The following is a 14715-nucleotide window of genomic DNA, read 5'->3' on the forward strand; positions in this document are numbered from 1 at the left end:
CAGCGCCGTCTTCCACAAGGGCAAGCCGCTCGAACGGCCTATCGACATCACACCCGAACCGTCGGCAGCTGAGCCTCAAACCGTCGGATCGCAGGTCGCCTGAAACTCACCGATCCACAGGTCTTGACGATATCTCCACTCCCGATCCGTGTCTCCGGCACATCCACTCCTCGTAGTGTATGCCTCTACGGTTCAGGGCAGGTTCAGCATGTCGGCGCCGCCAGCCGCCCGAACTGGGAAAGCGACCGCTTAATTTGCCTCGGCCGATGACTCTAGCTTCGTGTCAGGAGTGAGGTGCACCCCACGCACTTCCGCAATTGCCGAAAAGGCGCCCCACAAAAAAGCGGTCAACTCTTCGACAAGGGCATCCTTGCTGACGGTCGGGGAATTCAGCCAGCGCAGCACACCAAGTCCCACCGCTCCCAGAGCAGCATCCACAACATATTCAAAGTTGGCGCCCTCGCCACCACGCGCCTCGATAGCGGCTGACCAAACATCCACCGTGGCGTCCGAGAGCGGCCTGCCGCCCTCGATCAAATCCGCGGGCGAACGCCCGTCCCTGAAGTGGGAATTCACCAGGAAACGAAAAAGATTAGGCCGCTTATCCACGAGCCCGACGTAAGCGGCCACCGCGGAGCTGACCAGCTCCAGCGCCGTGGTGGCGGCATCAAACTGCGGCACGACTTGCTCGATGATCATCTCCTGCACCCGCTGGCCGACCGCGGCGAATAAGGCGTCCTTATCCGCGAAGAATCGATACAGCTTGGGCCTGGGGATCCCCGCGGTCTTTACGACATCGTCGATGGACAGGTCAGGCCCATACTCGTCGATCGCGCGAAGCGTCGCTTCTATCAGCTCCGCCCGCACAGCAGCTCGATGCTCGCGCCAACGATCGGCTCGGGCATCTCCGGTCAACTCCGGTAGCAGCCGCCCCACGGCACCCAGGTTCATCGACACCCCGAAATTCTAATCTAAAAGCTAAAGCTACTGCACAAGCCAACGGTGCGTCAGGCAACTCCTCACGCGTTGAGCCTCTCGGTGCCCGCCTGGAAGCGCCTGAACGTCGCGCCGCGCGTGACGATCCGTCTTCACCATCATGAACGCGATTCATCGTAGCGGCCGGCCGACCCACCACGAGGGAGATTCGAAATCCAATTCTATTGACGGGTTGTGACGGTGATGCCACCATCAACCCATGCGCACTGACTGCAGGGATCATTCTGTAGGCGATGCCACGGCGGAGTCTTTGGCCTGGGCTGGTGGCGCATGACGATGGTGTTCGCGTCTGGCACTCTAGAATTGCCGGCTGAGGCGGTTTTCGACTACGCTGTCGACTACCGCCGGATGCCGGAGTGGGTCTTTGGGTTGCGCACCATTACGCCAATCGGCGAACTATCAGACGGGGTCGGCGCCGAATTTCGAGGAACCGGCAAGATCGGCCCAATCGCGATGACCGGAACGAGTCGCATCACCGAGTGGGAGCCGTGCCGGCGCATCACAGAGGCCTTGGTGACCAACAACGGCATAGTTGCCTTGGCAGCCGTTGCCACGACGCCGATGGGATCAGCAGTGACCCGCGTTGACATAACTGCCGACTACAAGTTCCCCGGTGGGCTCGCGGGCAAAGTCCTCCAGCGCGCTATCGAGCCGTTGCTTGGTTCAGGTATCCGACACACTGAACGAGCACTGCGTCGGCAATGTCTACGCACCTGCTGAACAGCTCCCACACACTGAGCCGTCCCGGCGTTTCCGGAGACTCCCGATCTTGGGAGGATTCGAGTTATGGCACGCCCGAGCAAGTATCCCGACGAGCTTCGTGAGCGTGCAGTGCGCATGGTCGCTGAGGTGCATCCGCAGTACCCCTCGCAGTGGGCGGCGATCACCGCAGTAGTCGAAACCCGGAACGAGGGCCCCCATACGTCTGGACCAAGACCGTCGACCAAATCTTGATCAGCATCGTCGGCAACTACTGCACCAAAATTAATGACTCAGGGCACTAGTTCGTTTGGGTGGCGTCCGGAATCCGGTGTAAATCGGCCTGCGGAGGTTCTGGCTTCGGTGAGTGATGCTACGCGGTGGCGCTGACGGTTTCGGTGGTGCTGCTAGCGAAGTCCGGGGTGTGCTGGGGCCACAGTTGCCGGGGTGGTTGCAGCAGGCTGCGGCGCAGGTCTTGGAGCTGGCGCAGCCCGGCGGGGGTCATGGTGAGTCCGCGCCAGCCGCGGGATGCGCGGTCGAGCACGGCCCAGGCGATGCTGTTACAACTGGTCTCGCCAGGGAAGCGGCCGATAACCTTTGCGCGGCGGCGGGTTTCTCCGAAGGTGCGTTCGATGAAGTTCGAGTGGCGGATGCGGTGATGATGTTCGGGCGGGAACCGCAGATAGGCGGTCAGGCCCTCGCGCTCGGTCAGCATGATCTTCATCGCTGCCGGGTAGGTGGTCGTGTAGCGGGTAGCGAACGCGGTCAGCCGGGCGTCGACCAGTTCGACCAGCCGCGGACCGGGCTCGGTTTTGAGGTCCTCAGTGTCGAAGCAGGCCCAGTAGCCGTCGCGGATCTCGGCCTGCATCCCGGCCGGGATCTTGGCCAGCACGTTGCGTAACCGCTGGATCAGGCAGCGTTGCCGCAGCGCGGTCGGGAAGACCTGCTCGATCGCGGCGATCAGGCCGCGGGCACCGTCGGAGATGACCAGCAGCGGGCACGCTAGCCCACGGTCGGTGAGATCGGTCAGGAAATCGGCCCAGGCCTCGGTCGACTCCACCACGCCGGGGGCCAGGCCAACAAAGACGGGCTTGCCGGCGGTGGTGACGCCCCACGCGGCCAGGATCGGCTCGGCCGGCGAGCCGGGATGCATCCGGAAGAAGGAGGCATCCAGGAACAGCTAATCGAGCACGACATCGCCCAGGGGCGCCGCGCCCAGGTGTTGTACTCGGTTTTTATCGCTTGGCATACCTGCGAGACAGTCGATTTCGAGATCGCGGCCTGATCACCGAGCGCATCGGCAAGGGTGGCCTCGACATCACGCACCGACAGTCCGCGCACGAACGAGGCGATCACCAGCGATTCCAGCGCATTGGTTTTGGTGACGTGCTTGCCGAACAGGCGTGAGACGAACGCGGCGGTCGTGCCGCGCAGCTTGGGCCGCTCCAGGGTGACTGGGCCGACGGTGGTCTTGACCGTCGCTGGCCGATAACCATTGCGCGCCCCGGGGCTGCGCATCCGGCGCGGCCGCGGCGCGTTGGTAGCGGTCACGGCCGAGGAACTCGGTCACCTCGGCCTCCAGCGCGGCCTGCATCAGCAACTGTGCGCCGAGCCGGGCCACCTCCTCCAGAATCTCGGGCAGCTCACGATCGGATGCGAACAGCTCGTCGATCTTGGCGCGAACACGATCAGTCGGCGATACTCGTGCAGGCACGGGCATAGGTCCTTTCTTCGATGACTTGGTAGGTCTCGAAGCAGAACCTATGCCCGGCCCATTTACACCGGCTTTAGGACGCGACCGTTCGTTTGCCTTTTCTTCCCAGACTGCGCCGGACGCCGAGGCGACGCCGCCCTCCCGCCGCCTTGACGACAAGTGCTAGTGTGGCCGTGCCCAGCACAAGGTAACGGCGCCACCCCAGCGCCTCCACGACCATTGCTACCGAGGCCGTGGCCAAGACAAGCACTACAACGCCCGAACGGCGAATCGAATCTAATCTCATGGCCAATAACTATAGCGTTCGTCGCGACCGTCTGGAATGCAGGCCATGGCCTTTAAGAGCTCCACACTGAATCGCCCCGGCATGTCCGGAGACTCCACTTCTTGGGAAGGTTGGAGTCATGTCAGGTGGTTCATTGAGGAGGTATCCGCCGGAGCTGCGTGATGAATCGCCCTGGTTCTGTCGGAGGCTCGGGTTATTGGATTCCGATCAGGGGTTGGTCGGTCCGTTGTGCATCGTAGAAGGTGGCTTCGAACTCGGTCGGAGGAACGTCGGCGAGGTAGCTGTGTAGGCGGCTGGTGTTGTGCCAGTACACCCAGGCCAGGGTCGCCAGCTCGACGTCCTCGACGGTCTTCCAGGGCCCGGTGTGAGCCGGCCCGTAGATCAGCTCGGCCTTGTAGTAACCGTTGACGGTCTCGGCCAGAGCGTTGTCGTAGCTGTCCCCGATGGTGCCGATCGAGGGCACCGCACCGACCTCGGCGAGACGTTCACCGTAGCGGATGGAAGTGAACTGGGACCCGGCATCGGAGTGACATGTCAAGCCCGGCAATGTGTTTCCACGTGACCAGCGGGCCATCTCGATCGCGTCGAGCACCATGGTTGTGCGCATGTGGGAGGCCACCCGCCAGCCCACGATCATCCGGGAGTAGGCATCGACGATGAAGCACACATACGCCACCCCAGCCCAGGTCGGCACGAATGTTAGATCCGTGACCCACAGTTGGTTCGGCGTAGTCGCCGTGAACTTCCGCTTGACCAGATCGGGGTGGCGAGGCGCTGTCAGGTCGGGTTTGGTGGTGCGGACCCGTTTGCCGCGCCGCGCTCCTTGGATGCCGGCTGCGCGCATCAGTCGGGCGACCTGGTCTCGCCCGACGTCGTGGCCGGCACGGCGGGCGGCTTTCCACAGCTTGCGGGCGCCGTAGACCCGGTAGTTGTCCCACAGCGCCACCAGGGCGGGCGCCAGCTCGGCGTCTCGACGGGCCCGTGCCGACAGCGGCCGTGCCTTGGTGTCGTAGTAAGTACTCGGGGCCACCGACACCCCTGCGGTGCGCAGGACGGTGCAGATGGGCTCGACCCCGAATTCCCCACGGTGGGTGTCGATGAAGTCGACTACTTCTTGTGTTGGCGGTCGAGCTCCGCGCCGAAGAAACTGGCCGCTCGTTTCAGAATCTCGTTGGCCCGCTTCAGTTCTCGTATCTCTTGCTCGAGCTCTTTGACCCGCTGTGACTCCGCAGTGGACACCCCAGGTGCATACCCGTCGTCGATATCGGCCTGACGCACCCAGGAGCGCACCGACTCGACCCCGTAGCCGAGCTGGCGGGCTACCCGTGACACCGTTCCCTGCTCGGTGCCCAACTCGGCACGCAGTGCCCGCACCATCCGCACTGCAGCGGCCTTCTCCTCCGGGCTGTAACGACGCGCCGTGGGCTTCCCAGACGACTGTTCCTTCGGCATACCTGCATCCTCGTTTCCAAGGTCAGGAGCCTCCGGGATTTCCAGGGCGATTCACACCTCGGCAGTCTTGCCGGAGAATCCCGGAATGCTCATCAGCAGTTCCCGGGTGAGGCGAAAGGGCGCCATCGCTTCCTCGATGCGCTCATCGAGGCGACCGATATCGGCGGTGTGAGCATCGATGCGGTCAAGGAACAACCGGGACATAAACGCGTGATGCTCACTGAACCGGCCGATCAACGCCTCGGTCAACGCCGGGATCTTGCGGCGCAGCGTCCGCTTGGCCAGATCGGCAATCATGGCTGGATCGTTCTGGCCGGCGATCAGCGCCTCGAGCATCGCTCGTCCGGACACTCCGGTGATGTCGGTGGCCACCGAGGTGAGTTTGATCCCGGCGTCTTCGAGCAGCTTCTCCAACCGCATTACCTCGCGCGAGCATTCCCGGGTGATGTGCGTGCGTGCGTGGGTCAGATCCCGCAGCGCGCGAATTGTCAACGGCAATCGAAAACTGATCAGGAGTCGGCAAGCACTGGTCAGTATTCACTTGCCGCCGACACGAATCGGCGGCGGCGGCACCAACGACGCCGTCACCAGCCCGTGAGCCCCGAGATCGGCCAGCCACGCAGCATCAGACACATCGGTCTTGCGGCCGGGCACATTGCGCACCCGCGACGCATTGATCAGCATCATGTTCAGCTCATCGTCGAGCAGGTAGTAGAACGGTTTCCAGTAGTCGCTGGTGGACTCGATCACCACACACGTGACCTTCTGCGCGATAAGATGCTCACGCAACGCCAGGATCTGTGATGTCATGGCACCCCATGTCGTCACTGTCGACGACGCTCCTCTGCGTCCATGGCCCTGAATCCGCACACAGACCTTCGCGTCTTTCTTCGAGCAATCGATTCCCGCGCACCGCGGGTGCACCACATCCATCGAACTCACCGCCTCCCAACAGGATTGACAAAGGGGCGTGTTCCGGGGAGATGTCGGCGTCGTCTGAAAACTGACCCCGTGTCGCCGTTGACAGGAGAGCGGGATGAAACAGAATTCTGACACTCGTGCTCGACGGCAACATTCCACGGTCCCCGTGGATGGGGGGCTCTCCACCCTCAGGCTAATTTGCGGGCTCACAGGCAACATAGTGCAACCGGGGTCAACCGAAACACCTTCCAGCATGAACCGTCGGCCGCCTGGACGCTGAACCCAGCGCAGGCCCCGTTCGGAACCGCAACTGGCTCGCGGAATTTTCGATCACCACGGTGAGAGCGAAGCGCGCCCGAGAAGCTAGTTTGATAAAGTCGGGTCGACCGCTCCGGCCGTGGTGAGCACGGTTTTGCGGCCGCGCCCGTTGCGGGAGTTGCCCGAGCCATAACCAGCCGGATCGCCGTACTCATAGCCCAGGTGATCAGCGATCTCGACATCCAAAGCGCGTTGGAGCACCGCCTTGGTCATCTGCGCCAACAGCCCCTCAGGTGGAGGCGTGGTGGTCGAACGAGCTGGCCACCGCACGGCGGATCGACTGGTTCAACCACCGCCGCCTGTATGAATACTGCGGCGATGTTCCGCCAGCCGAACTCGAGGCCGCCTATTACGCTCAACGCGAGAGAGCAGCCGCCAGCTGAGCTCTCACATCAGAAAGTCTCCGGACTCACCGAGACAGTCCCCGTTGGATTATCCGGCGATGAGCGGATTTGTGCGGTGCTCACCGTTTCCTCGGTTTGAGCCAGAAGCCATTTCGGAAGTGCTTTGGTGTGATGTCGAGGCCGGCAGAGTTGCCGGCCGGGATGCTTTGGTCGTGAAGCGCAGACCGTCATCGATCTTGCCGCGGCGTATTTGACGGACATCGAAGAGGTAATTCTGCTTTGCTTTCCATGGACCGCGGGATCCAGACTTAGGGAGTTGATCCATCGCGCGTTGGAAGTAGCCGGGCGCAAAATCCGTGAACGGCAGTTCCTCGACATCCTCGCCAGGGTGGGGAGCTACGACGGTGTCGTAGCCGTGCGCATCCATGTAGTTGAGTAAGCGACAGACGTATTCAGACACCAGGTCTGCTTTCAGTGTCCAGGACGCGTTGATGTAACCGATAGTGAACGCCATGCTCGGGACGTCGGATAGCATCATGGCCTTATAGGTCATCGACTTCGCGACGTCGACGACCTGGCCGTTACGGGTAATCTTGGCGCCGCCGAACAGCCGCATGTTCAAACCGGTCGCGGCGACAATGATGTCGGCCGTCAACTCCTGACCCGAGGAAAGCTTGATCCCGGTCCTGGTGATGTGGTCGATAGTATCGGTGACTACATCGGCCTTGCCGTCCCGAATGGCCTTAAAAAGGTCGCCGTTAGGGGCCAGGCATATCCGTTCATCCCACGGGTTGTACTTCGGCCCGAAATGCTTATCCACGTCATAGCCTGCGGGCAGCTGGTGCTTAGCCCAAGCGATCAGCGCTTTTCGCATGGAACGGGGAAAGCGACGCGCCAGTCTGTACTGCGCCACAGCTAACAGGATGTTCTTCCAGCGGTTGACGAAGTCCGCGCTCCTTGTCGGTAACCACTTGATGAGCTGCACGGCAATGGGGTCGATGTTTGGCAGCGATCCGATGTAAGTCGGTGAACGCTGCAGCATCGTTACCTGGCCAGCGCCTGAATCCACGAGGGACGGAATAAGGGTCACTGCGGTAGCACCGCTGCCGATGACGATGACGTTCTTACCCGCATAATCGAGGTCTTCGGGCCAGTTCTGCGGGTGAACAATAATTCCTTCGAAATCCTTCTCGCCCCGGAATTCTGGACGATACCCCTGGTCGTAGTCGTAGTAGCCGCTGCACGCAAACAGGAACGCGGCCGTGATCTCGGTCGTCTTTTGGCGGTCCCCAGCCACCTTGATCGTCCAGCGCCTGTCGGCGTCCGACCAGTCCGCAGACAATACCTGGCTACCAAACCGGATGTGGTTGTCGATGCCGCTCTCGGCGGCAGCTTCCCAGAGATAATCCTTGATCGTGGCGCCATCAACGGTAAAGCGCGGCGAGTGCCACGGCTTGAAACGGAACCCGAAGGTGCACATGTCGGAGTCCGATCGGATGCCCGGATACTTGAACAGGTCCCATGTACCACCCAGATCAGCTCTGCGCTCTAGAACTACATAACTCTTGTTGGGACAGCGCTCCTGCAGATGCCAGGCAGCGCTGATACCGGAAATACCCGCACCCACAATCACAACGTCAAAGGATTCGGACATAAAACTGCTTGCTCCCTTCTTGGCGACGGTCTCGGTGAAATTCGGTCACTTCAGGTAGCCGACCAGGGCCCCCTTGGTGCCGAAGAGTTCCTCCTGCCATTGCTCGAGCAACGCGTTGGTGTCGATGTCGTCGGGATGAAATCCCGGTCGCAAGTATTGCCTGAGCTCTGGGATCAAACCCCGAAATATCGGACCGCGGTAGACCCGATAGGTCTCACGCACCAGTCGCACTGGCTGACGGCACGCTTCGGGATCCCGCGCCACCGAATACGCCAGCGTGCCACTCATGAGGAGGAGCAGAAGGGGGATCATTACCGCCATCACACGTCGACGCACCCGCTCGGTACCCCCCACCGAGCGGAATACGTCAAAGGCAACCGACTTGTGCTCAAGTTCCTCCAGCGCATGCCACTTCAGGAGATTCCACACCTCCGCATCACCCGGGATCGCCCGGAAGTCCTCATCGCCGAGCAGCCGCTCAGCAAGTATCGCGGTGAAGTGTTCTGCGGCTGCTGTCACCGCCAGCGGAATCCGGGCCGGCAGCACCTCCTCGATGCGTTTCACCCAATCAACAAACTTTTCGGAATCCCACCACCCAATCGGATACCCCATGTCAACGAGCTTGTCATTGAGCGCCCGATGCTGCTGGCCATGCACCGATTCCTGACCGATAAACCCGGCCACCCGCTTCTTCAACCCAGGATCGGCGATCTCATCGGCAAACCGGCGCACCGACCGAATGAACAACTCCTCCCCCGGCGGGAACGACCCCGACAAGTTCGCCCACAGGTGGCTGAAGATGATGTCGTCATCGAAGAAATACTTGCTGCCCTCGCCAAAGGGGAAACGTATCCGCCGGGTTCTCGGATACCGAGACCCCACACTTGCCGCACTTGCAGTGGTCACTGCCCCTTGTCCTATGTCTCCGTCGACCATGACAGGCTGCCCTTCCTCGAACATCCAGTTTCGGATACCGATAGTATCGGGTGTAGACGTGGTGCTACAAGTCAAATGTCCCGCTCGCTCGCTTGGGGAGACGCGGGCGCAGAAAGCGCCATGCCCGGGGTACGCAGATGCGCCTGAAGCGGGTGTGGCTGTTGACTTCCATTTCGATGGCACCACTGACCGCCGCCAGATCAAAGATCGTCTCGATCATCGACGAACACACCCGCAAATGCGTCGACGGTCGGGTGGCGCGCGGCATCACCGGCGAGGACCTGGTCCTCGAATTTGACCGCCTGGCCAGACAGCGTGATACCCGCCCGACGGCGCTGCGGTGGAGCAATGATCAGGAACCTAATAGCTTTGTAGGGCACTGGACGATTCCTGATCAGAACTCGGGGCTAGACCCCCTTCCACAGGCGGGAACGCCGGCTGCTCTGCGACCTTCCGAGTGAGCGGTCGGCCAGCGAGTGTCGACGGAACGCCTGACCGATACCGGGGTCGGCTAGACCTGCCGGGAGAACGGCGAGGTCGGCGTGTCGTGACCGGCTGCTCCTCGGAAGGGGTTGGGGTGGGGAACGTGGTTCGAGCCCGCCTGCACGATCGACACCTCATCGACGGGGAGCCGTTGAGCTCTGACAAAGACTGGGGGTCGTGCGGGTTGCTGGGGTCGCGAACGGCTCAATCGGAGGTCAGGCCATCAGAGCCTTGCTATTAGGGCGCCGCGCGTTCTCACAAAGGGTCACGCACCCAACACATTTCGACAACCAAGGAGGTAAATTTGTCCATGGTCACGTGTGGGATCGACTGGGCCCAGGATCATCATGACGTCGCGCTGGTGGATGCCGACGGTCGGCTGGTCGCCAGACGGCGCATCCCCGAGTCGGTCGCCGGATTCGCCGAACTGACCGCCATGCTGGCCGATGCCGACGACGACCCTGAGGATCCGATCCCGGTCGCGATCGAGACCCCGCGCGGGTTGCTGGTCGCCGTGTTGCGGGCCAGCGGTCGACCGATCTACCCGATCAACCCGATGTCGGTGGCCCGCTATCGGGAACGGACGTCGATGTCGGGCAAGAAGTCTGACCACGGCGATGCGGTCACGCTGGCCAACATCCTGCGTACCGACATCGACCAGCATCGTCGGTTACCCGCCGACACCGAACTGGCGCAATCGATCACCGTGCTGGCCCGTGCCCACCAGGACGCCACCTGGCGGCGTAACCGGGCCGGCAACGAACTGCGGTCGCTGCTGCGGGAATATTTCCCGGGTTTCCTGCACGCCTTCGCCGACCGTCCCGGCGGAATCACCGCACCCGAAGCTCGTGCGGTGCTCGCCATCGCTGCCACCCCGGCCAAGGCGGCGCGGCTGTCAAAGCCGCAGATCACCGCCGCCCTGCGCCGCGCCGGACGCCAACGCGGCCTGACCACGCTCGCGGCGACAATCCACCAGCAGCTGCGGCTGCCGCAGCTGCGACACCCCGCCCCGGTCGAAGACGCCTTCGGTATCCAAGCAGTCGCATTGCTGGCCACCCTCGACGCTGAGTGCGCCAACGTCGACCGGCTGGGCGAGGCCACCGCCGCCACCTTTGCCCAGCACGCCGACCACAGGATCATCACCTCATTTGTGGGGGTCGGCGACCTTACCGGTGCCCGCCTGCTCGCCGAAATCGGCGACGACCGAACACGATTCGCCGACGCCCGAGCATTGAAGGCGTTCGCCGGGTCGGCGCCCGTCACCAAAGCCTCTGGGCGCAGCATCCGCATCACTCACCGGCACGTGAAGAACAACCGACTTGCCGCCGTCGGATTCGTCTGGGCGTTCATCGCGGCCGGCTGCGAAGGACCCACCCGCGCTCACTACCTGACACGCCGCGACCACGGCGACCGCCACCCCGCAGCCCTGCGCCACCTCTACAACCGCATGCTCGGCCAGCTCTACCACTGCCTGCAAACCAGCCAAACCTACGACCCAATCAAGGCATACCGACCACCCCCGACGCACCCCACACGAGCCGCCGCTTGACTGTTAACAAGATCGGAGGTCTGTGGGTGCGACGCGATGTCGCGCATGTGAGTGAGCTCGTGGAGTGGAGGTCGGCGATGCCGGTCGCGTAGTTCTCGGTTGGTGTTCGTGACCGATCCCCGCCCTGACGTGCGTCGACGGGTCCTGCCCGTGGGCGTGCGAAGCTCAGGGAAGAAGCCCAAGGGCCCCCGTTCCGTCTGGGGGAACGACCGGGCGAGGGAAGGCCGGACGGGCGAATGCGAATGAACCCTTGATGACGCCTCGTTATTTGAAGCCCGGGAAGACGGGTTGAGAACCCGGGTGATAGGACCCGGCCGCTGGCAGTGGCGGCAAGCGGCGACCGGAGGCCACAGGCCGGTCGTGCGAACACCGCTGGTCTCGGGGTATAGAGGGCGCCCTCCCCGGCCGTATCTCGTATGCGCGGAACGTGGAAACCCCGTCGGGTCCGGCCTTCGGGCCGGTAGGCCGATCGTGAGAGGGGCGGAATCCCTCGGCGGGAACAGGATGCTCAAGAAGCGAATGCCGATGGCCGAAAGGCAGCGGGACCTGTGGTCGTGGTGCCGCCGCTCCTCCTGGGCGGCGATCATGGGGAACCGGTCGGATACCAGCGTGGTGGCTGGGCTCGAAAGGGCGCTGACGTGGGCAGGTGAGCCTTTGAAATACCGAGACCGAGGGCCTTGCGAACCGGAAGGGCAAGTTGGACACCGTAGAGGTGAACGGACCGGAGGGCGTTTTCGATTGGACCGTCGTGGATTGGCGTGTCCATGAGGAAAACGTAGCGAGGTTGCGGCGCAGGATCTTCAAGGCGACGCGGGAGCAGGACTGGGCCTCGGTCCGGTCGCTGCAGAAACTGATGCTGGGTTCCTGGTCGAACACGTTGGTCAGTGTGCGACAGGTGACTCAGCGCAATGCTGGGCGTCGAACGGCCGGGATCGATGGGGAGGTTGCCCTGTCGCCCGAGGCGAGAGCGAATATTGCGGTGCGAGTGCATGATTCGCGGTCGTCGTGGGAGCCCTTGCCGGTTCGGCGTGTGTATATTCCGAAGGCCAACGGAAATCAGCGTCCGCTCGGTATCCCCGTGGTGATGGACCGCTGTCATCAGGCGCGGGTACGCAACGCGCTGGAGCCCGAGTGGGAGGCTCGGTTCGAGGCCCGTTCCTACGGGTTTCGCCCGGGCCGTAGCTGTGCCGATGCGATCCAGTCCCTTTTCCTCACGCTCAAAGGGCCACGAGCCCAACGGGCATGGATTCTGGACGCCGATTTGTCGGCCGCGTTCGACAGAATCGACCATCCTCGGCTACTCGACAAGCTGGGGTCGTTCCCGGCCAAGGAAATGATCCGAAAGTGGCTGAAAGCCGGGGTGATCGAGAACGGCGGGTTCGCGCCGACCGAGGAGGGTTCTCCGCAGGGCGGGGTGATCAGCCCGTTGCTGATGAACGTGGCACTGCATGGCCTGGAGGAGGCCGCGGGAGTTCGTTACCGCAGTTCGACCGGTGTTTACGCCGGCGCGGCGATAGCGGGCAACCCGGTTCTGGTGAGATATGCCGACGATATGGTCGCCTGCTGCCATTCACGTGAGCAGGCCGAACACGTCAAGGCGCAGCTTGCCCGGTGGCTGGCTCCGAGGGGTCTGGTCTTCAACGAGGATAAGACGCGCATCGTCCACCTCGAAGAGGGATTCAGCTTCCTCGGATTCAACATCCGCTGCTACCGCCACGGTAGACGGCCGGGCAAGTTGTTGATCAAGCCGAGCCCGGAGGCGATCGAGCGTATCCGCAAACGGTTGGCCGAGGAGATGCGCAGGCTGCGCGGCTCCAACGCCAGGGCGGTGATCGCCCGGATGAACCCGATTATCCGGGGATGGTCCGCCTACTATCGAGGTGCGGTGTCCAGCAAGGTTTTCAGCTCGCTGGACCACTATATGTGGCGGCTCACCTCCGGGCGGGCGCGCCGACCGCATCCGAAGAAGCCGAAAAAGTGGATCGCACGCCGCCACTGGGGTCGGTTCAACAAGTTCAGGAACGATCAGTGGGTGTTCGGCGATCCCGAACGGCCGTTGGATGACCGCCGTGAAAACATCGCGTGTCTGGTCAAATTCTCCTGGACTCACATCGTCCGACACACGCTAGTCGCGGGCCGGGCGTCTCCCGACGCCCCGGAATTGGCCAGCTACTGGGCCGAACGACGGCGCAAGGTCAAACCCGCGCTGGACAGCTACAACCTGCGCCTGCTCGCCAAGCAGGACGGACGGTGCCCGCTGTGTGGCGATCATTTGTTGACCGTCGATCAACCCCCGCAGTCGCCCTCCGAATGGGAACGGTGGTGGTTAGGAGTTGTCAAGCGAGCCATCGCCGCCGAGCATCTCACCCACCACGGGCGGCTGGCCCGGTTGGACGAGACCCACCTGGTACACGCCTCCTGCCATCGCAGCCTTCGGGCTAAGTTGCGCGGGAGCCCAACGAATTACGCAGTTCCCGCAACGTCCTCGGGGCTTGCTTGAGCCGTATGCCGGGACGACTGGCACGTACGGTTCTGAGGGGGGACCGCCGCAGCAATGCGGCGGTCCTACCCGACATGAGCCTCGGTGAGGCAGCCTGAAGGGGCGCCGCCTTCCCGAGGGTGCTCTGAATTCGGTTTGTCTGATCAAGGACCGGCGTTGGCGCGCTGGTTGGGAAGGTACGCCCATGCTCACGGTAGTTCACGACGTCGACGAGTCCAACGACAACACCGGTTCGGGTCGCTCGTTACTCGATGAGGTCGTCCGCGATGGCGCCCGGCAAATGCTTGCGGCGGCGCTGGAGGCCGAAGTCGGCCTATATCGCGCAGTTCACCGATCAGGTTGACGAGAATGGGCATCGCCTAGTGGTGCGCAACGGCTACCACGAGGAGCGGACCGTGTTGACGGCCGCTGGGGCGGTGCCGGTCAAGGCCCCGCGGGTCAACGACAAGCGCATCGACGCTGACACCGGTGAGCGGTGCCGGTTTTCCTCCCCGATTTTGCCGGCGTGGGCGCGCAAGTCGCCGCAGATGACCGAGGTGTTGCCGCTGCTGTGCCTGCACGGGCTGTCCAGCGGGGATTTCGGCCCGGCGCCGGAGCATTTCCTCGGCACGGGCGCGGCGCTCTCGGCGACCGAGATTACTCGGCTGACCGCGCAGCGGCAGGACGAGGCCAAAGCCTTCGGCAAGCGTGACTTATCCAGCACCGATTACCTGTATTTGTGGGTGGATGGCATCCACCTCAAGGTGCGCCTTGAGGTGGAGAAACTCTGTTTGCTGGTAATGATCGGGGTCCGTGCTGATGGCCGCATGGAGCTCGTCGGGCTGGCTGACGGCTTCCGGGGATCGACTGAGTTCTGGGCTGAT

General features: G+C 62.9%; 8 protein-coding genes, 4 pseudogenes and 1 other annotated feature. Of the genes and pseudogenes, 5 read left to right on the forward strand and 7 right to left on the reverse strand.

Annotated features, from left to right (window positions below; genetic code table 11):
* Nucleotides 1-249: 249 nt before the first annotated feature.
* Nucleotides 250-951 (reverse strand): TetR/AcrR family transcriptional regulator, encoded by a 702-nt coding sequence (locus FPZ47_RS22535; RefSeq protein WP_033721584.1) that lies wholly within the window; start codon nucleotides 949-951, stop codon nucleotides 250-252.
* Between the two features lie 315 nt (nucleotides 952-1266).
* On the opposite strand from FPZ47_RS22535, the gene FPZ47_RS22540 reads away from it, so the two are divergent.
* Nucleotides 1267-1716: an SRPBCC family protein gene (locus tag FPZ47_RS22540; protein ID WP_007172254.1), complete on the forward strand. Its 450-nt coding sequence runs from the start codon at nucleotides 1267-1269 to the stop codon at nucleotides 1714-1716.
* 352 nt (nucleotides 1717-2068) lie between these two features.
* On the opposite strand, the pseudogene FPZ47_RS30750 reads toward FPZ47_RS22540, so the two are convergent.
* From FPZ47_RS30750 to FPZ47_RS22585, 6 genes and pseudogenes are all read right to left on the reverse strand, one after another.
* Nucleotides 2069-3409, reverse strand: a pseudogene (locus tag FPZ47_RS30750) (IS256 family transposase).
* Nucleotides 3410-3888: 479 nt separating this feature from the next.
* Nucleotides 3889-5147, reverse strand: a protein-coding gene (locus FPZ47_RS22555; protein WP_087588774.1) for an IS3 family transposase whose coding sequence is annotated in 2 segments (ribosomal slippage) — nucleotides 3889-4844 and nucleotides 4844-5147 — 1260 coding nt in all. Because the reading frame shifts where the segments join, the coding sequence is not laid out codon by codon here.
* Nucleotides 4717-4848: a sequence feature (AL1L pseudoknot), on the reverse strand. It overlaps the preceding gene by 132 nt.
* Before the next feature lie 54 nt (nucleotides 5148-5201).
* Nucleotides 5202-6080, reverse strand: a pseudogene (locus FPZ47_RS22565) (IS110 family transposase); the annotation flags it as partial.
* A gap of 369 nt (nucleotides 6081-6449) precedes the next feature.
* Nucleotides 6450-6656, reverse strand: a pseudogene (locus FPZ47_RS22570) (transposase); the annotation flags it as partial.
* A gap of 162 nt (nucleotides 6657-6818) precedes the next feature.
* Nucleotides 6819-8384: a flavin-containing monooxygenase gene (locus tag FPZ47_RS22580; protein WP_007172240.1), complete on the reverse strand. Its 1566-nt coding sequence runs from the start codon at nucleotides 8382-8384 to the stop codon at nucleotides 6819-6821.
* Between the two features lie 45 nt (nucleotides 8385-8429).
* A complete protein-coding gene (locus FPZ47_RS22585) occupies nucleotides 8430-9320 on the reverse strand; it encodes a metal-dependent hydrolase (protein ID WP_172975555.1) in 891 nt (296 codons plus the stop codon).
* Between the two features lie 137 nt (nucleotides 9321-9457).
* Here FPZ47_RS22585 and FPZ47_RS30755 point away from each other — a divergent pair, with 137 nt between their 5' ends.
* The 4 genes and pseudogenes from FPZ47_RS30755 to FPZ47_RS22605 all read left to right on the forward strand — a co-directional run.
* Nucleotides 9458-9781 (forward strand): hypothetical protein, encoded by a 324-nt coding sequence (locus tag FPZ47_RS30755; protein WP_007172237.1) that lies wholly within the window; start codon nucleotides 9458-9460, stop codon nucleotides 9779-9781.
* Between the two features lie 332 nt (nucleotides 9782-10113).
* Nucleotides 10114-11352, forward strand: a complete 1239-nt coding sequence (locus tag FPZ47_RS22595) for an IS110 family RNA-guided transposase (protein ID WP_007172236.1) — start codon at nucleotides 10114-10116, stop codon at nucleotides 11350-11352.
* Between the two features lie 712 nt (nucleotides 11353-12064).
* Nucleotides 12065-13852: a group II intron reverse transcriptase/maturase gene (ltrA, locus tag FPZ47_RS22600; RefSeq protein WP_046186391.1), complete on the forward strand. Its 1788-nt coding sequence runs from the start codon at nucleotides 12065-12067 to the stop codon at nucleotides 13850-13852.
* Between the two features lie 184 nt (nucleotides 13853-14036).
* A pseudogene (locus FPZ47_RS22605) lies at nucleotides 14037-14715 on the forward strand (transposase); the annotation flags it as partial.

The sequence above is a fragment of the Mycobacterium helveticum genome (genome assembly GCF_007714205.1).
GTDB classification, from domain to species: domain Bacteria; phylum Actinomycetota; class Actinomycetes; order Mycobacteriales; family Mycobacteriaceae; genus Mycobacterium; species Mycobacterium helveticum.